Source organism: Streptomyces prunicolor (assembly GCF_045162825.1).
Classification (GTDB): Bacteria; Actinomycetota; Actinomycetes; order Streptomycetales; family Streptomycetaceae; genus Streptomyces; species Streptomyces prunicolor.
On record NZ_CP108676.1, the window covers coordinates 5,452,141 to 5,470,624 of the forward strand.

Here is an 18,484-nt window from a genome sequence, read left to right on the forward strand (position 1 = left end):
TCGTATGTGAGGCTGTGCCCATGGCCGTCGTCCGTGACCTGCGCATCCTCCTGCGCTTCCAGGGCTTCCGGCGCCTGCTCGCCGTACGCCTGCTCTCCCAGGGCGCGGACGGCGTCTACCAGGTCGCACTCGCCGCCTACGTCGTCTTCTCCCCGGAGAAACAGACCTCGGCCGCCGCGATCGCCTCCGCGATGGCGGTCCTTCTCCTCCCGTACTCCCTCATCGGCCCCTTCGCCGGCGTCCTCCTGGACCGCTGGCGCCGCCGCCAGGTCTTCCTCTACGGCAACCTCCTGCGCGCCCTGCTGGCCGCGCTTACAGCCGTTCTGATGGTGAGCCACGTCCCGGACTGGCTCTTCTACGTCTCCGCGCTCTGCGTCACCGCGGTCAACCGCTTCGTCCTCGCCGGCCTGTCCGCCTCGCTCCCGCGCGTGGTCGACGACGAACGCCTCGTCGTCGCCAACTCCCTTTCCCCCACGGCCGGAACACTGGCGGCGACACTGGGCGGCGGCCTCGCCTTCCTCGTACGGCTGCTGGTCGCGGACACCGACGCCGCGGTGGTGCTGCTGGGATCCGCCCTGTATCTGTGCGCGGCCCTCACGTCCTTGCGCATGGCCCCCGAACTCCTCGGCCCCGACCGCGCGTTGACCCAGCCCCGGCTGGCCACAGCCCTCGCCGGCACCGCCCGGGACCTGACAGCGGCGGTACGCCATCTCGCCGCGCCACAGCGCAGGGAGGCGGTCTGGGCTCTCGCCGCGATGACACTGATGCGGTTCTGCTACGGCGCCCTGACCGTCCTGGTACTGATGCTCTGCCGGTATGCCCTGTCCTCGACCTCAGACGACGGACTGCGCCTGCTGGGGCTGGCGTTGGGGGTGTCCGGCGCCGGCTTCTTCGTGGCGGCCGTGGTGACACCCTGGGCCGCAGGGCGCCTCGGCCCCGGCCGCTGGATCGCCGTCTGCGCCGCGAGCGCCGCACTGCTGGAACCGGCGCTCGGCCTCCCGTTCACCACCGCCCCCATGCTGGCGGCGGCCTTCGTCCTCGGCCTGACCACACAGGGCGCGAAGATCGCCACGGACACGATCGTGCAGTTCTCGGTCGACGACGGCTTCCGCGGCCGCATCTTCTCCGTCTACGACGTGCTGTTCAACGTCGCCTTTGTCGGCGCCGCCGCGATGGCCGCGCTGATGCTCCCCCCTGACGGCCGCTCAGCGGTGCTGGTGATCACCGTGGCTGTCATCTACGGAGCGGTTGCTGCGACTATGGCCCACTTTGAGCGCCGGAGAGTGTCACATCACTGACACGGAGTCGTTCTGGGTCACAGCGGTGTCAGTGGCGGCAGGTAGCTTACGGGCGTCTTATTTCGCATCATGCCGCACGCCGGACCAAGGGTCACGCCGTGCCATGCGTCCACGTTCCAGGGGGGACCCCAGTGACTACTCCGCCGCCTCAGAGCCCGAACCCATACGCCCAGGGCCCGAACCCTTACGCCCAGGACCAGCAGCCCTACGGCCAGCCTCAGACTCCAGCGCCGCACCCAGCGCAGGCTCAGGCCCAAGCCCCGTATCCGCCGCAGGCGCAGGCTCCGTACCCGCCTCAAGGCGGCTACCCGCAGCAGCCCGGCCAGCCCGGCTTCCCGCCCCAGGGCGCGGCCCCGTACGCTCCGGTCCCCCCACAGCCGAAGCGCAAGTTCAGCTTCAAGATGATCCGGGTTGGCGTCGTGATCGTGATCGCCGCGGGTGCGGCGATCTTCAGCTACATATCCGGGCAGCACGACCCCGATACGGCCAAGGTCGGCGACTGCATGCACCGCGGCAGCACCAGCGACACCGACCCGAAGCTCGAGGTCGTGAAGTGCAGCGACTCGAAGGCCCAGTTCATCGTGCTGGCCAAGGTGAGTGGCAACTACTCTCGGACCGAGGCCAACACCAAGTGCACGGCAGCCGCCAAGGACTTCCAGTACCAGTACACCCAGACCGGCAAGGGCAGCGACTTCCTGCTCTGCCTGAAGGACTACAAGAAGTAAGGCAAATATGGCGAGGGGCGGTGTCTCATGTTTCACGTGAAACACCGCCCCTGATGCTGCCCGGGGTCATGTTTCACGTGAAACATGACCCGGTCCCGCGACCTCAGCTCTCCGCGGCCCACCACTCCTTGAGGGCGGCCACGGCTGCCTCATGCTCCATCGGCCCGTTCTCCAGCCGCAGTTCCAGCAGGAACTTGTACGCCCGACCGATGGCCGGTCCGGGAGTGACGCCCAGGACCTCCATGATCTGGTTGCCGTCGAGGTCAGGACGGATCGAGTCCAGCTCCTCCCGCGCCTGCAACTGGGCGATGCGTTCCTCCAGACCGTCGTACGCACGGGACAGCGCGGCGGCCCTGCGCTTGTTCCGTGTGGTGCAGTCCGAGCGGGTCAGCTTGTGGAGACGGTCGAGGAGCGGGCCGGCGTCACGGACGTAGCGGCGGACGGCGGAGTCGGTCCACTCTCCGGTGCCGTAGCCGTGGAAACGCAGGTGGAGTTCGACGAGACGCGAGACGTCCTTCACCAGGTCGTTGGAGTATTTGAGCGCCAGCATGCGCTTCTTGGTCATCTTCGCGCCGACCACCTCGTGGTGGTGGAACGAGACCCGGCCGTCGTTCTCGAACCGGCGGGTGCGCGGCTTGCCGATGTCGTGCAGCAACGCGGCCAGGCGGAGGGTGAGGTCGGGACCGTTCTCCTCCAGTTCGATCGCCTGCTCCAGAACGATCAGCGTGTGTTCGTAGACATCCTTGTGCCGGTGGTGTTCGTCGCTCTCCAGGCGGAGGGCGGGAAGCTCGGGCAGGACGTGGTCGGCGAGTCCGGTGTCAACTAGCAGGGTCAGTCCCTTGCGCGGGTTCGCGGAGAGGATCAGCTTGTTCAGCTCGTCCCGCACCCGCTCGGCCGAGACGATCTCGATCCGCCCGGACATCTCCGTCATCGCCGCGACGACCTCGGGAGCGACCTCGAAGTCGAGCTGCGCGGCGAAACGGGCCGCCCGCATCATCCGCAGGGGATCGTCCGAGAAGGAGGCCTCAGGGGTGCCGGGGGTCCGCAGCACCCGGGCCGCGAGGTCGTCGAGGCCGCCGTGCGGGTCGATGAACTCCCTCTCCGGGAACGCGACAGCCATCGCGTTCACCGTGAAGTCGCGCCGGACGAGGTCCTCCTCAATGGAGTCGCCGTACGACACCTCGGGCTTGCGCGATGCGCGGTCGTACGCCTCCGACCGATAGGTGGTCACCTCGATCTGGTAGCCATCCTTCTGCGCACCGACCGTGCCGAAGGCGATCCCGACCTCCCATACGGCGTCCGCCCACGGCCGGACGATCTTCAGTACGTCCTCGGGGCGTGCGTCCGTCGTGAAGTCCAGGTCGTTGCCGAGCCGGCCGAGCAGCGCGTCCCGGACCGGGCCGCCGACCAGGGCGAGGGAGAACCCGGCCTCCTGGAAACGGCGGCCGAGTTCGTCGGCGACGGGAGTCACCCGCAGCATCTCGCTCACCGCGTGGTGCTGCACCTGACTCAGGGCACTGGGGTTGTCTTCGTTGGCGTTCGGCACAACAGAAAAGGGTACGTGGCCCAGGCCGTCGCCAGCGCCTCCATTAAATGTGCACGGACACGTCCCCTGATACCCGTGCAAGCGCTGCCCTTGCGACGTACAAGAACGCTCCCCTTTATACGGGCACATACAGGATGGTCCGTCGCTGTTCTCCGATCTTGTGGAGCAGACCGCGGCACTTCCCCTCAGCGCGCATCGTTACCATGCGTGGACGCACATTGCGACGACCACTGACGATGACGAGGGACGGGCGAGCGCGTGGCCGAGGCGGCAGACTTCCAGGGGACGTGTCCCTCACCTGCCCGCCGGTGGCTGCGGCGCACCGGCGCACTGCTCGCCGGGGCGCCTCTACTGGCCGGCCTGCTCCAGTTGTCCGCCACCACGCCCGCCGGCGCGGCCGAGCAGACGTCGGCGAAGGCAGCCTCCGGCTCGCAGACGGTGTCGGTCTCCGTGGACTCGCTCAGCCCCAGCATCCCGACGGACGGGGACACCCTGACCGTCTCCGGGACGGTCACCAACAACAGCAAGCAGACGGTCACGGACGCCCACGTGGGCCTGCGGCTGGGCCAGGCGGTCAGCACCCGCTCGGCGATCGACACCGTCGCCAACCGCACCGACTACGTCCAAGGCGTCGACGGCTCGGAGATCGGCGACAAGTACACCGAGAAGTTCGCCAAGCTCACTCCGGGCGTCGCGGAACCCTTCACCCTCTCCGTGCCGGTCGACAAGCTGGACCTCGGTGACGACGGCGTCTACCCGCTCGGTGTCTCGCTCTCCGGCCAGACCTCCGCGCAGCCGTGGGAGCAGGTGCTGGGCATCCAGCGGACGTTCCTGCCGTGGCAGCCCGACGAGGCGGACACGAAGACGAAGACGACGTATCTGTGGCCGCTGATCTCCAGCGTCCACATGACGGCGCAGACGGGTTCCAACGAGCAGCAGACGCCGGTCTTCCTCAACGACGACCTCGCCAAGGAGATCTCTCCGGGAGGTCGCCTCGACCAGATGCTGTCACTGGGCAGGGATCTCGACGTCACCTGGGTGATCGACCCGGACCTGCTGGCCTCCGTCGACGCGATGACCAGCAGCTACAAGATCCAGGGCGCCGGCGACACCACGACGACGGGCACCCACCAGGCGGTCGCCAAGGCGTGGCTCGCCGAGCTGCAGTCGGCGGTCGCGGACAAGGAGGTCGTCGCCCTCCCCTTCGCCGACCCGGACCTGGCGTCCCTCGCCCACAACGGCACCAGCGTCACCGGCTCGCTGAGCCACCTCAAGGACGCCACGGACGTCGCCGCGAGCACCGTGGAGACCGTGCTCCACGTGACGCCGACCACGGACTTCGCGTGGCCGGTGAACGGCGCCGTGGACCCGTCGATCATCAAGGTCGCCACCTCGGCCGGCGCCGACAAGGTGATCGCCCGCAGCGACAGCCTCCAGGAGACCGGCAGCCTGTCGTACACGCCCTCCGCCGCCCGCCCCATCGGCGGCGGTACGACCGCGGTGGTCGCGGACTCACGGCTCTCCACGGCGTTCGAGGGTGATCTGACGAGGGCCGGGGCCGCCACACTCGCCGAGCAGAGGTTCCTCGCCCAGAGCCTGACGCTCGATCTGCAGACGGACAAGCAGCGCAGCATCGTCGTCGCCCCGCAGCGCATGCCGACCGCGAGCCAGGCCCAGGCGATGGCCGAGGCGCTGACGACCCTCCAGGGGAGCACCTGGAGCGAGTCGCAGGACCTCACCGCGGCGGCCAAGGCGAAGCCCGACCCGAGCGCCACCACAAGGATCCCGTCGTCCTCCTCGTACCCCTCCTCGCTGCGCAGGCAGGAGCTGCCGAAGTCGGCCTTCGAGCAGATCGCGGCCACCCAGGACAAGCTCGACAACTTCCGGGTGATCCTCACCGACGAGTCCCGGGTCGTGACCCCGTTCGGGCGGGCCATGAACCGTGAGATGTCCACGTCGTGGCGGGGGCAGGCGGGCGAGGCGACGAACTTCCGCGAGAGCGTGCTGGATTATCTCGACGACCTCACCAACCAGGTGAAACTGATCGACAAGTCCGAGACCAAGCTCTCGGGCCGCAGCGCCACGATCCCCGTGACGGTGCAGAACAACCTCGTGCAGGGCGTCGACCACCTGATCCTGCGCCTCACCTCGACGAACCCCACGCGCCTGAAAATCAAGGGCAGGGCCTACACGGAGCAGCAGGTCACGGTCAACGGCGGGCACAGCCAGTCCGTGAAGTTCACCACGTCGGCCAACGCCAACGGCAAGGTGGGCGTGACCGCCCAGCTGTACACGGAGGACGGCCAGGAGTACGGACAGGCCGTCAACTTCGACGTGAAGGTCACCGAGGTCACGGCCACCGTCATGCTGGTCATCGGCGGCGGTGTCCTGCTGCTCGTCCTCGCCGGCTTCCGGATGTACACCCACCGCAAGCGCGCCGTCGCCCGCCAGGCCGAGGAAGGTCCCGACGGACCCGACGACGAAGCGGCCGAGGAACCCGAAGGCCCGGAGAACCCCGAGAGCCCCCAAGACCGTCTCAAGGAGGAGTCCGGCACTCCGTCCCGGGCAGACGACCCGGGGCAGCCGAGTGACCCGACACCGGACACCGCACCGGAAAGCGCCGACCCGTCCGGCACGGGTGAGAGAGTGGACCGTTGAGCGATGTCGTGGCCGGTGGGCCCGGGGACGATGAGGTGGGGTAACCATGAACGCGCCGTACGACGGTGACCGCGGTCAGGGCGCGGGCGGCTCGGGCTACCCCGAGGGTCCACAGCCCGAGCCCGGTCAGGTGCCGCCGCAGCCTCCCGCGGACATGTACCTCCAGGACGCCTACGACCAGGACCCCTACCGGGCGCAGGACCTGTCCGCCCAGGACCCGGTCGCCGAGGCGCTCTACGACCGCGCCGCGCACCCACCGCCCCCTCCGGGCACGTACCAGCCGCAGCCCCCGCTCTACGCGCAGCCGCCTCAGTCCCCGTACGCCCCCGATCCCCGCGTGTGGGCGCAGACCCCGGCACCCGAGCCGGAGGGCCCGACCCAGTACCTGCCGTACGGCGACGACGCCCGGACGACGCAGTTCGTGGGCGTGGACGACCTGGTGACGGGGGCCGGCGAGGAGCACCACGAACCGGACGCCTTCGCGCATCTCTTCCGCGACCAGGGACAGAGCGGCGGACGCCCGCCGATGGAGTCCCCGGCGGTCCCCGGCCCGTCCCCGGCACCGCCCTCGGGCCATGCCCCCGCCGCGCCGTCTCCGGCACCGATGTCCGACGCCACGATGCAGCTCACTCCAACGGCGCCGGCGCCCGCCGCGGCCGCGCCCAAGAAGGGCGGCCGGGCCACCGGCCTGCTGAAGTCGAGCGCCGTGATGGCGGCGGGCACGATGGTCTCCCGCCTGACGGGCTTCGTCCGCTCGGCGCTGATCGTCTCGGCGCTGGGTGTCGGCATGCTCGGCGACACCTTCCAGGTCGCCTACCAGCTGCCGACGATGATCTACATCCTGACCGTGGGCGGTGGCCTCAACTCCGTCTTCGTGCCGCAGCTCGTACGGGCCATGAAGGAGGACGACGACGGCGGTGAGGCGTTCGCCAACCGGCTGCTGACCCTTGTCATGGTGGCCTTGGGCGCGCTCACCGCGCTCGCGGTCTTCGCGGCACCCCTGCTGATCCGTCTGCTGTCCGACTCGGTGGCCAACGACCCGGCGGCCAACGAAGTGGGCGTCACCTTCGTCCGCTACTTCCTGCCCTCGATCTTCTTCATGGGCGTCCACGTCGTGATGGGCCAGATCCTGAACGCGCGTGGCAAGTTCGGCGCGATGATGTGGACCCCGGTCCTGAACAACATCGTCATCATCGTGACGCTCGGCATGTTCATCTGGGTGTACGGCACCTCCGCGAACTCCGGCATGAAGGTCACGAACATCCCGCCGGAGGGCCAGCGACTGCTCGGCATCGGCGTGCTGCTCGGCCTGGTCGTCCAATCGCTCGCGATGATCCCGTACCTGCGGGAAACCGGCTTCCGGCTGCGGTTGCGCTTCGACTGGCGGGGCCACGGTCTCGGCAAGGCCGCGACGCTCGCCAAGTGGACCGTCCTCTTCGTCCTCGCCAACCAGGCCGGCGCGATCGTCGTGTCCCAACTGTCCACCGCTGCGGGCAAGTCCTCGCCCGTCGACGGCACCGGCTTCGCCGCCTACGCCAACGCCCAGCTGATCTGGGGTCTGCCGCAGGCCATCATCACCGTCTCCCTGATGGCCGCGTTGCTGCCGCGTATCTCACGCTCGGCGGCTGAGGGCGACGGGGGTGCCGTCCGCGACGACATCTCCCAGGGGCTGCGCACCACCGCCGTGGCAATCGTGCCGATCGCCTTCGGCCTCCTCTCGCTCGGCATCCCGATGTGCACGCTGATCTTCGGTTCCTCGGGGACCAGCGAGGCCACCAACATGGGCTTCATGCTGATGGCCTTCGCCCTCGGCCTGATCCCGTACTCGGTGCAGTACGTCGTCCTGCGCGCCTTCTACGCGTACGAGGACACCCGAACTCCCTTCTACAACACGGTCATCGTGGCCGCCGTCAACGCCGGCGCCTCGGTGGCCTGCTTCTTCGTCCTCCCGGCCCGCTGGGCCGTGGTGGGCATGGCCGCCTCGTACGGCCTCGCGTACGCGATCGGTGTCGGTGTCGCCTGGAACCGGCTGCGCAAGCGGCTCAACGGCGACCTGGACGGCGCTCGTGTCATGCGGACGTACGCTCGGCTCTGTATCGCCTCCGTGCCGGCCGCACTGCTCAGTGGTGCGGCCTGCTACGGGATCGGACATACGCTCGGCCAGGGGGTCGTCGGCTCGTTCGCGGCCCTTCTGGTGGGCGGTGCCGTACTGCTCGGAATCTTCTACGTCGCGGCCCGGCGCATGCGCATCGAGGAGCTCAACTCCCTCGTGGGCATGGTGCGCGGGCGCTTGGGGCGCTGAGGCGGGGGCACACGCACAACCATCGTCCGCCGCTGTGTGTCGTGCATAGCGGCAGACTGTGGGCACAATTGGTTTTGGCGTCGAACAGCGTGCAACGGATGGGGAGGCAGGAGCGACGGTGGCGGAACGGAGCACGGCTGCCGTCGACGTGGCAGACAACAGCGGCGACGAGCCGCTGACCGCCAAGGCGGACCAGTCCACGGCCGACGGGGTGGCCCAGAACCCGGAGCGGGACACGGAGAGCGACAAGGCACAGGGGAGCGGCGGGATCGAGGAAACCGAGAAGGCCTCGCCTCCCGAACTGCACAGCGGTCACAAGCTCGCCAGACGCTATCGACTCGAAGAGTGCGTCACCCGTCTGGACGGCTTCAGCAGTTGGCGCGCGGTGGACGAGAAACTCCGCCGTGCCGTCGGCGTCCATATCCTGCCCGCGGATCATTCGAGGGCCCGCTCCGTGCTGGCCGCGGCCCGTTCCTCGGCGCTGCTGGGCGATCCCCGCTTCGTCCAGGTCCTGGACGCCGTGGAGGAGAACGACCTCGTCTACGTCGTGCACGAATGGCTGCCCGACGCCACGGAACTGACGGCGCTTCTCGCCCCCGGCCCGCTGGAGGTGCACGACGCCTACCAGATGGTCAGCCAGATCGCCTCGGCCATGGCCGCCGCGCACCGCGAGGGCCTCGCGCATCTGCGGCTGAACCCGAACGCCGTGCTGCGTACCTCGTCCGGCCAGTGGCGCATCCGTGGTCTGGCCGTCAACGCGGCGCTGCGCGGCATCAGTTCGGACACCCCGCAGCGCACGGACACGGAGGCGATCGGCGCCCTGCTGTACGCGGCGCTCACCCAGCGCTGGCCGTACGAGAGCGATGCCTACGGCCTGTCCGGGCTGCCCAAGGGCGTCGGTCTCATCGCGCCCGACCAGGTACGCGCCGGTGTCCACCGAGGTCTGTCGGAGCTCGCCATGCGCGCGCTCGCCAACGACGGTGCCACGGCCTCCCGGCACGAATCGGCGTGCACCACGCCGGAGGAGCTGGTGAAGGCGATCGGCGAGATGCCCCGCATCCGCCCGCCGGAGCCCGCCTACACCGCACCGCCCGAGTATCAGCGCACGACGTACCAACAGGGCACGTACGGCCGCCCGTCGCCGCCCGGTGCCACCCAGGTTCTGCCGACCCCGCCGCCCCCGCTGCAGAGCCGCACCGGCAAGGCCCTCAAGTGGGCCGTGTCCGCGCTGCTGATCGCCGCGCTGGGCCTGGGCAGTTGGCAGCTCGCGGACGCGCTCATGGACCAGGGCAACAAGTCCGAGGACACGAAGCAGACGCAGACGACGGACGGGAACGACAAGACCGGCGACAAGACCAAGCCGGTCAAGACGCTCGCGATCCAGGGCGCCAAGGAGTTCGTGGCGAAGGGCGACCCGCAGCATCCGAGCGACGTCGACAAGACATACGACGGCGACAAGTCAACGTACTGGCGGACCTCCAGCTTCATAGGGGGCCCGGTGCTCGCGCCGTACAAGCCTGGCGTAGGCATCGTCTACGACCTCGGTTCGGTCCAGGACGTCTCCACGGCGACCATAGGGCTCTACTACAGCGGCGATCACACGACGGTGAAGCTCTACGCGACCAACTCGCTGTCGCCCTCCTCGCTGGACTCCATGACGCAGCTCGGCACCGTCACGACGACCGGGACCAGTGCCACGGTGAAGGTCACCAAGCATGTGAAGAGCCGGTACGTTCTTGTCTGGCTCACCGCTCTGCCGCACGCGGACAGCGACCAGTACAGCGACGCCGGCTACAAGCAGGCCATCACCGACGTGAAGTTCACGGGCTGACGTCTCACCAGAGGGGGAGGGGGTCCGATGGCGGAAGGCGCCGGATACGACGAGACGAGCGATCAGGATCTGCTCGCCCGCCATGTCGAAGGCGACCCGGACGCCTTCGGAGAGCTCGTACGGCGGCACCGGGACCGGCTCTGGGCCGTGGCCCTGCGCACGCTGGGAGACCGCGAGGAGGCCGCTGACGCGGTCCAGGACGCCCTCGTGTCCGCCTACCGGGCCGCCCATACCTTCCGCGGCCAGTCGGCCGTCACCACCTGGCTGCACCGGATCACGGTGAACGCCTGCCTGGACCGCGCCCGCAAGGCCGCTTCCAGGAAGACGTCCCCGGTCGATGACACCGAGCGCCTGGAACAGCTCCTGGAACCGCACGAGTCGGCCTCGGCTCCCGCGGAGCGCAACGATCTGCACCGCCAACTGCTCGAAGCCCTGGGTACTCTTCCACCCGACCAGCGCGCCGCCCTCGTTCTGGTGGACATGCAGGGCTACCCCGTCGCGGAGGCCGCGCGCATGCTCGACGTGCCGACCGGCACGGTGAAGAGCCGCTGCGCCCGCGGAAGAGCCAGGCTGCTGCCGCTGCTCACCCATCTACGGCCGGAAAGAACCGGTGGCGACAAGGAACCGGACGCTGGACGGAACCGGGCGCAGGGGACATCCGTCCCACCGGCAGCGGGACCTCGCGACGGAGGTCCCAAGGATGCAGGGCCGAGCGATTCAGCTGCTGTGAAGGGCGGAGGTGGGCGAGCGTGACATCCACGACAGACACGACCGGGCACCCGGACGTCGCGGAGATCTCCGACCTCGCCGAGGGCCTTCTCCCACCGTCCAGGACAGCCGAGGTACGACGGCATCTGGACGAGTGTGAACTCTGTGCGGACGTCCACGACTCGCTGGAGGAGATCCGGGGTCTGCTGGGCACCCTGCCCGGCCCACCGCGCATGCCCGCCGAGATCGCGGGCCGTATCGACGCGGCCCTCGCCGCGGAGGCCCTGCTGGGTGCCACCGCCCCCGAGACCCTGGCCGCGCCGACGTTGGTGAGTGCCTCCCGCGTCACGTCGGACCACGACCTCGAGTCCGGTGAGAACACCGAGGCGCATGTTTCACGTGAAACATCGCCCGCGGCGGACCGCCCGTCAGGACGCGCGCACGCGGCAACCGGTCCTGGACGCAAGGACCGTAAAGAGGGCAAGGAACGGAATCGCGGCAGTCGTCGCGGGAGGATCGTTCTGGGAGCGGTGTTCACCGCTGCCGTTCTGGGAGCCGGATCTCTGTTCATCCAGTCACTGGGCGACCACAAGTCGTCCGACGCGGCTCAAGGGCACCCGACGAGTTCCGCGGACACCTTCTCCAAGGGGAAGCTGGAGAGTGAGGTCTCGGCGCTCCTCCCCACCAAGTCGTCCACGATTCAGGGCACCAGCAGTGAGTCACCCTGGCGTGCCGCGGTCGACCCCGGCGGGGCGGAGTCTTCCACCAAGACTCCTAAAATCCTGAAGGAGCCCACCGGCTCCCTCCCGGACTGCATCCGGCAAGGCGTGGACCGCGGCAACACAGATGTCCTCGGCTTCAAGAAGGGCACCTACAACGGGACCGCCGCCTATCTCGTGGTGCTGCCCGATGCTTCCGACAACAGCCGGGTCATGGCCTACATCGTCGACGCGGCCTGCGTGAGCCAGCCGACATCCACCCCTGGCAAGGTCCTTCTGACGCAGTCGTTCGCGCATTCCTGATCACGAACATCTCTTCTCGATCCGGCGTGGTACGTCCCTATCGTGCGCCGTCTCCGTGTGCCCGGACACAGCGGGAATGCGCGCCCCGTAGGATCCGTTGGGTGGTGTGGAGGCTCTGAAAGGGGCTCCCACCGGTCGTACTGACGCAGTCCAGAGACGAGGAACCAAGCCGTGAGCGACGTCCGAAACGTGATCATCATCGGCTCCGGGCCCGCCGGCTACACGGCGGCGCTCTACACCGCGCGCGCGTCGCTGAAGCCGCTGGTGTTCGAGGGTGCCGTCACCGCTGGTGGCGCGCTGATGAACACCACCGAGGTCGAGAACTTCCCGGGCTTCCAGGACGGCATCATGGGCCCCGAGCTCATGGACAACATGCGCGCCCAGGCCGAGCGCTTCGGCGCCGAACTGATCCCGGACGATGTGGTCTCCGTCGACCTGACCGGTGAGATCAAGACCGTCACGGACACCTCGGGCACCGTGCACCAGGCGAAGGCCGTCATCGTGACCACCGGCTCGCAGCACCGCAAGCTGGGCCTGCCGAACGAGGACGCACTGTCCGGTCGAGGTGTCTCCTGGTGTGCCACCTGTGACGGGTTCTTCTTCAAGGACCAGGACATCGCCGTCATCGGTGGTGGTGACACGGCGATGGAAGAGGCGACCTTCCTCTCCCGCTTCGCCAAGTCCGTGACGATCGTCCACCGCCGCGACAGCCTGCGTGCCTCCAAGGCGATGCAGGAGCGTGCCTTCGCCGACCCGAAGATCAAGTTTGTCTGGGACAGCGAGGTCGCCGAGATCGAGGGCGACCCCAAGCTCGCCGGCCTCAAGCTGCGCAACCTGAAGACCGGGGAACTCTCGGACCTGGCGGTGACGGGCCTGTTCATCGCGATCGGCCACGACCCCCGCACGGAGCTCTTCAAGGGCCAGTTGGACCTGGACGGCGAGGGCTACCTGAAGGTCGAGGCACCCTCGACCCGCACCAACCTGACCGGTGTCTTCGGCGCCGGTGACGTCGTCGACCACACCTACCGCCAGGCGATCACCGCCGCCGGCACTGGCTGCTCCGCCGCTCTGGACACCGAGCACTTCCTTGCCGCCCTCGCGGACAAGGAGCAGGCAGAGCCTGCGAAGACCACCGTCTGACCCCCATCCTCCCCACCGCACGATCAAGTTAAGGAGCCCGCCGTGGCCGGCACTCTGAAGAATGTGACCGACGCTTCCTTCGACGAGGACGTCCTCAAGAGCGACAAGCCCGTCCTGGTGGACTTCTGGGCTTCCTGGTGCGGCCCGTGCCGCCAGATCGCTCCGTCCCTCGAAGCCATCGCCGCCGAGCACGGCGACGCGATCGAGATCGTCAAGCTCAACATCGACGAGAACCCGGCGACGGCCGCCCGGTACGGCGTCATGTCCATCCCGACCCTGAACGTCTACCAGGGTGGCGAGGTCGCCAAGACCATCGTCGGCGCCAAGCCGAAGGCCGCGATCCTTCGCGACCTCGACGAGTTCATCGCCAGCAAGTGATGTTTCACGTGAAACCGTGTTTCACGTGAAACATGAAGGGGCCGACTCTCCGGAGTCGGCCCCTTTGCTTTAGAGCGGTCGAAGCGCTGGTTCCTTCTGTACTGCTCCCAGCAGCCGGTCGAGCGCCATCTCCACGTCTTCCTTCCAGGAGAGCGTCGTGCGCAGCTCCAGCCGCAGCCGTGGATAGGCGGGATGCTGACGGACCGTCTTGAAACCCACGGCGAGGAGATGATCGGCGGGCAGCACACAGGCCGCCTCTTTCGCGTGGGCATCGCCGAAGGCCTCGATCGCCTTGAAGCCCCGACGCAGCAGATCCTTGGCGACGGTCTGAACCATGACCCGCCCCAGTCCCTGCCCCTGATAGCCCGGCATGATGAACGACGTCATCAGCTGCACAGCGTCCGGCGACACGGGGCTTGTGGGAAACGCCGTCGAGCGGGGGACGTAGGCGGGCGGGGCGTAGAGGACGAAGCCCACCGGCACGTCGTCGACGTAGACGACACGGCCGCAGGAGCCCCAGTCCAGGAGGACGGCGGAGATCCACGCTTCCTTCTCCACGGACGCCGTGCCCGCCTTTACCGCGGCTTGTCCTCTGACGGGGTCCAGCTCCCAGAAGACGCACGACTGACAACGGTTGGGAATGTCCGGGAGATTGTCCAGCGTGAGCGGTACGAGCCGACGCCCCATGAAGGCTGATCCTCGCTTCCTTCGCCCGCAGCGCCGCGGGCGGCTGTCAGAGCGCTGCGTTCCCTGAGCAGACTGCCGACGAACCCGCCGACCGCCCCCAGGCCCAGACCCGCGCTCACCAGTCCGGTGCGGCTCACCGTTCGCATGGCCCCCGCCTCCCCTAAGAGGTGCTGCCAGGTGGATGCGCCATACCCGAACGCATCGTATCGATGATGCGATTGCATCGATACCGACAGAAAGCAAAGAGCGGGCCGCCTTCCGGTACACACCGGACACGGCCCGCTCTGCTGATCGGACGGACAGAACCCATGCCGTCGACAGGACGGCTCAGGCCTCGTCCTCCGATTCGTCGTCCAGCAGACTCCGCTGCAGGACCGGCCCCTCGCCCGGAGCCAACGAACCGAGGATCCGCTCAAGGTCCTCCATCGAGGCGAACTCGACAGTGATCTTGCCCTTCTTCTGGCCCAGGTCGACCTTCACCCGGGTCTCGAAGCGATCGGAGAGACGCGTGGCGAGATCGGACAGCGCCGGGGAGACCAGGGCGCCGGCCCGCGGTCCCTTGGAACGCTGAGCGGTCTGGGGCCGCGACCCCATCAGGGTCACGATCTCCTCGACGGCCCGCACCGAGAGGCCCTCGGCCACGATCCGATGCGCCAGCCGGTCCTGCTCCTCCGAGTCGTCGACGGAGAGCAGCGCCCGGGCGTGACCGGCGGAGAGGACTCCGGCGGCGACACGGCGCTGGACCGACGGCGAGAGCTTCAGCAGACGCAGGGTGTTGGAGACCTGCGGGCGCGAACGTCCGATGCGGTCCGCCAACTGGTCGTGCGTGCAGTTGAAGTCCTTGAGCAACTGATCGTAGGCGGCCGCCTCTTCGAGCGGGTTCAGCTGGGCACGGTGCAGGTTCTCCAGGAGGGCGTCCAGGAGAAGCTTCTCGTCGTCCGTGGCCCGGACGATCGCCGGGATCGCCTCCAAGCCGGCCTCACGGCAGGCCCGCCAGCGCCGCTCGCCCATGATGAGCTCGTAGCTCGTCAGGCCGATCTGCCGTACGACGACGGGCTGGAGGAGGCCGACCTCCTTGATGGAAGTGACCAGTTCCTGCAGCGCGTCCTCGTCGAAGACCTCACGCGGCTGGCGCGAGTTCGGCGTGATGGAGTCGAGGGGCAGCTCGGCGAAGAAGGCACCGACGGGAGGCGCCGGTGTCTCCGGAGTGCCGTACGCCGAAAGGTCCTCTGTCTCGTAGGAGACCGGCGGCAGTGTGGTGACCTTTGCCGCGGCCACCCCCCGGTCGCCGGTGATGACCGGGACAGCCGAGGGGGATGTCGAACCCATGGCGGCCGGAGCCACCGTCTTCTCCCCGGTCGGGGCTGCGGGGATCAGTGCGCCGAGCCCACGGCCCAAACCCCTCCGTCGCTCGCTCACTGGATACCCTCCACCATGCTCTGGTCGCCCTGAGCGCCGATATGCGCATGCGATGCGTCGTAGCTGACGCCCACACCCTTCAGCGCGATTTCCCTTGCTGCCTCAAAGTAGGAGAGGGCACCGCTCGATCCGGGATCGTAGGTCAGTACCGTCTGCCCATAGCTCGGCGCCTCGGAGATACGGACCGAGCGGGGAATGCTCGTCCGCAGCACCTCGTCGCCGAAGTGGCTGCGCACCTCGTCCGCGACCTGAGACGCGAGACGCGTCCGGCCGTCGTACATGGTGAGCAGGATGGTCGACACATGCAGGTTGGGGTTGAGGTGCCCCCGAACCAGGTCGACGTTGCGGAGCAACTGTCCGAGGCCTTCCAGCGCGTAGTACTCGCACTGGATCGGGATGAGAACCTCCGCGCCGGCAACCAACGCGTTGACCGTCAGCAGACCGAGCGACGGCGGACAGTCGATGAGGATGTAGTCCAGCGGCTGCTCGTAGGCCTGAATCGCCCGCTGCAGTCTGCTCTCTCGGGCCACCAGGGACACCAGCTCGATCTCCGCACCGGCGAGATCGATCGTGGCGGGGGCACAGAAGAGACCCTCGACATCGGGAACCGGCTGCACGACCTCGGAGAGAGGTCGGCTGTCGACCAACACGTCATAGATGGAAGGAACTTCCGCGTGGTGATCGATCCCCAGTGCCGTGGACGCATTGCCCTGTGGGTCGAGGTCGACCACCAGAACACGGGCACCGTGCAGTGCCAGCGAAGCGGCAAGATTGACGGTCGTCGTCGTCTTGCCCACCCCGCCCTTCTGGTTGGCGACGACCATGATGCGGGTCTGCTCAGGACGCGGCAGACCCTCGCCGGCACGACCTAGGGCTTCCACCGCCAGTTGGGCAGCACGACCGATGGGAGTGTCGTCCATAGGGGGCGGTGTTTCACGTGAAACATCCTCCCCCATCGACTCGGTACGGGGACCGGGGACCGGATCGGTCATCGGTCCCGCGATGTTGGCGTCGGACCGCAAGGATTCACTCTCCTCGACTTCAGGCTCGCAATGAACAGAGCCTCCCATGTCTTCAGGGTCGTGAACCAGTGAGGCCTGTTGTTCTGTGGAGAATTCCACCTCTGTGGACAACTCCGTGCCCTCTCCGAGTGATCCGAGAGGCTTCCGGTCGCGGGGTTCGGCCGCGGCGCGGGTGCGACCGATGATGCCGTGTAGCAGTGAGCGACGTTTCACGTGAAACACGATGCACAGCCGCCGAGGCCGAACTGTCCGCGACACTCCGGCATGCATAGGTTTGACAGCTTGTGTGGAGTAAGTCTCGTCGTCAGGACGGATCAGCGACGTACTTCAAGCGCTGGGACCGACCCGCCCCAGCGCTTGCACAGTCTCAACGACGCCGACGTGTACGGCCCGTACGAGCCGCCTTGGCCCGCTTCGCCGCGAAACGAACCCCGCCGGGGCTCTCTCCGACCTCCACACGCACCACCGTGGACAGCGGATCGACGATGCCCTCGCCGACATGCAGGATGGACGTCTCCACGGCTCCGAGCTTGCTGAGCACGGTCCCCGCACTCTTGAGCTCCTCCTCGGCCGTGTCCCCCTTCAGGGCGAGCATCTCGCCGTAGGGACGCAGCAGCGGGATGCCCCAGGTGGCCAGGCGCTCCAGCGGAGCCACCGCCCGGGCCGTCACGACATGGACCGGCTGCAGTGTGCCCATGACCTCCTCGGCACGCCCACGCACGACGGTGACGTGGTCGAGGCCCAGGAGTTCGACCACCTCGGTGAGGAAGGTCGTACGGCGGAGGAGCGGTTCGAGGAGGGTGATCTTGATGTCCTCGCGGACCAGGGCCAGGGGAATGCCCGGGAGGCCGGCGCCGGAGCCGACGTCGCACACCGTCACTCCGTCCGGCACGACCTCCGAGAGGACCGCGCAGTTGAGCAGGTGCCGCTCCCACAGGCGGGGCACCTCACGTGGGCCGATCAGGCCGCGCTGCACACCCGCGTCGGCGAGCAGCTCGGCGTATCGGACCGCGTCCTCGAAGCGATCGCCGAACACCTCGCGCGCCTGCTCGGGCGCGGGGGGAAGCTCCGCTGCCTCCGTCACGGGGAACCGTCCTTCCGTACCGCAAAAGCGCATTGGGCGCTGACCACCAGAACCACCAGAACTACAGGACTATCAGGCTGACAAAGTTCGGCCCCGCCTGCTCAACAGACGGGGCCGGTGGAACCGTAGGTACCGATCAGGCAGGAAGCACGACGACGAAGCGCTGCGGCTCCTCGCCCTCCGACTCGCTGCGCAGTCCCGCGGCCTTGACCGCGTCGTGCACGACCTTGCGCTCGAACGGGGTCATCGGGTTCAGCTTCACCGGCTCGCCGGTGTTCTTCACGTCGGCCGCGGTCTTGGCGCCCAGCTCCGAGAGCTCGGTGCGCTTCTTGGCGCGGTAGCCCGCGATGTCCAGCATCAGTCGGCTGCGGTCGCCGGTCTCCCGGTGCACGGCCAGGCGGGTGAGCTCCTGAAGTGCCTCCAGCACCTCACCGTCACGACCGACGAGCTTCTGGAGGTCACGGCCGCTGCTGTCGCTGATGATCGAGACAGCGGCGCGGTCGGCCTCGACATCCATGTCGATGTCGCCGTCGAGATCGGCGATGTCGAGCAGACCCTCGAGGTAGTCCGCCGCGATCTCGCCCTCCTGCTCCAGGCGGGACAGGGTGTCTGCACCCTCGGCAGCGGCGGAGGTGGTGCCTTCCGTCACGGGATGGACTCCTTC

Annotated in this window: 15 protein-coding genes; 9 read left to right on the top strand and 6 right to left on the bottom strand. The window is 68.2% G+C overall.

Going from position 1 to position 18,484, the window contains the following annotated elements; genetic code table 11:
* The first annotated feature begins 20 nt into the window (after nt 1–20).
* On the top strand, nt 21–1,298 hold the full coding sequence (locus OG588_RS25005; protein WP_405949240.1) for an MFS transporter: 1,278 nt from the start codon (nt 21–23) through the stop codon (nt 1,296–1,298).
* A 131-nt stretch (nt 1,299–1,429) separates the two neighbouring features.
* The gene (locus OG588_RS25010; protein ID WP_405949241.1) at nt 1,430–2,023 is read left to right on the top strand and encodes a hypothetical protein; all 594 of its coding nucleotides are present in this window, start codon (nt 1,430–1,432) and stop codon (nt 2,021–2,023) included.
* Nucleotides 2,024–2,126: 103 nt separating this feature from the next.
* Here OG588_RS25010 and OG588_RS25015 read toward each other — a convergent pair whose 3' ends face one another.
* Nucleotides 2,127–3,569, bottom strand: a complete 1,443-nt coding sequence (locus OG588_RS25015) for a CCA tRNA nucleotidyltransferase (RefSeq protein ID WP_405949242.1) — start codon at nt 3,567–3,569, stop codon at nt 2,127–2,129.
* A 258-nt stretch (nt 3,570–3,827) separates the two neighbouring features.
* Between OG588_RS25015 and OG588_RS25020 the strand changes: the two genes are divergently transcribed.
* The 7 genes from OG588_RS25020 to trxA all read left to right on the top strand — a co-directional run bounded on the left by OG588_RS25020 (nt 3,828) and on the right by trxA (nt 13,608).
* Entirely contained in the window at nt 3,828–6,227 is a 2,400-nt protein-coding gene (locus OG588_RS25020; protein ID WP_405949243.1) for a DUF6049 family protein, read from the top strand.
* A 46-nt stretch (nt 6,228–6,273) separates the two neighbouring features.
* Nucleotides 6,274–8,529, top strand: coding sequence for a murein biosynthesis integral membrane protein MurJ (gene murJ / locus OG588_RS25025; RefSeq protein WP_405949244.1), 2,256 nt, complete (start codon nt 6,274–6,276; stop codon nt 8,527–8,529).
* 118 nt (nt 8,530–8,647) lie between these two features.
* Entirely contained in the window at nt 8,648–10,360 is a 1,713-nt protein-coding gene (locus tag OG588_RS25030; RefSeq protein ID WP_405949245.1) for a serine/threonine protein kinase, read from the top strand.
* Nucleotides 10,361–10,387: 27 nt separating this feature from the next.
* Complete coding sequence (sigM, locus tag OG588_RS25035) at nt 10,388–11,113, top strand: RNA polymerase sigma factor SigM (RefSeq protein WP_405949246.1); 726 nt, start codon at nt 10,388–10,390, stop codon at nt 11,111–11,113.
* Nucleotides 11,110–12,090, top strand: coding sequence for an anti-sigma factor family protein (locus tag OG588_RS25040; RefSeq protein WP_405949247.1), 981 nt, complete (start codon nt 11,110–11,112; stop codon nt 12,088–12,090). Before sigM ends, OG588_RS25040 begins: the two co-directional genes overlap by 4 nt.
* A 171-nt stretch (nt 12,091–12,261) precedes the next feature.
* A complete protein-coding gene (gene trxB / locus OG588_RS25045; protein ID WP_019055145.1) occupies nt 12,262–13,230 on the top strand; it encodes a thioredoxin-disulfide reductase in 969 nt (322 codons plus the stop codon).
* Between the two features lie 42 nt (nt 13,231–13,272).
* The gene (trxA, locus tag OG588_RS25050; RefSeq protein ID WP_327402795.1) at nt 13,273–13,608 is read left to right on the top strand and encodes a thioredoxin; all 336 of its coding nucleotides are present in this window, start codon (nt 13,273–13,275) and stop codon (nt 13,606–13,608) included.
* 69 nt (nt 13,609–13,677) lie between these two features.
* Here the strand turns inward: trxA and OG588_RS25055 are convergent, their stop codons facing one another.
* The 5 genes from OG588_RS25055 to OG588_RS25075 form a co-directional block, all read right to left on the bottom strand.
* Entirely contained in the window at nt 13,678–14,295 is a 618-nt protein-coding gene (locus OG588_RS25055; RefSeq protein WP_266859312.1) for a GNAT family N-acetyltransferase, read from the bottom strand.
* 327 nt (nt 14,296–14,622) lie between these two features.
* The gene (locus tag OG588_RS25060; protein ID WP_366096746.1) at nt 14,623–15,714 is read right to left on the bottom strand and encodes a ParB/RepB/Spo0J family partition protein; all 1,092 of its coding nucleotides are present in this window, start codon (nt 15,712–15,714) and stop codon (nt 14,623–14,625) included.
* Nucleotides 15,711–16,784, bottom strand: a complete 1,074-nt coding sequence (locus OG588_RS25065) for a ParA family protein (protein ID WP_405953205.1) — start codon at nt 16,782–16,784, stop codon at nt 15,711–15,713. The genes OG588_RS25060 and OG588_RS25065 overlap by 4 nt, the downstream gene beginning before the upstream one ends.
* A gap of 319 nt (nt 16,785–17,103) precedes the next feature.
* The gene (gene rsmG, locus OG588_RS25070) at nt 17,104–17,820 is read right to left on the bottom strand and encodes a 16S rRNA (guanine(527)-N(7))-methyltransferase RsmG (RefSeq protein WP_019055150.1); all 717 of its coding nucleotides are present in this window, start codon (nt 17,818–17,820) and stop codon (nt 17,104–17,106) included.
* 136 nt (nt 17,821–17,956) lie between these two features.
* Nucleotides 17,957–18,469, bottom strand: coding sequence for a R3H domain-containing nucleic acid-binding protein (locus OG588_RS25075; RefSeq protein ID WP_366096747.1), 513 nt, complete (start codon nt 18,467–18,469; stop codon nt 17,957–17,959).
* Nucleotides 18,470–18,484: the final 15 nt, after the last annotated feature.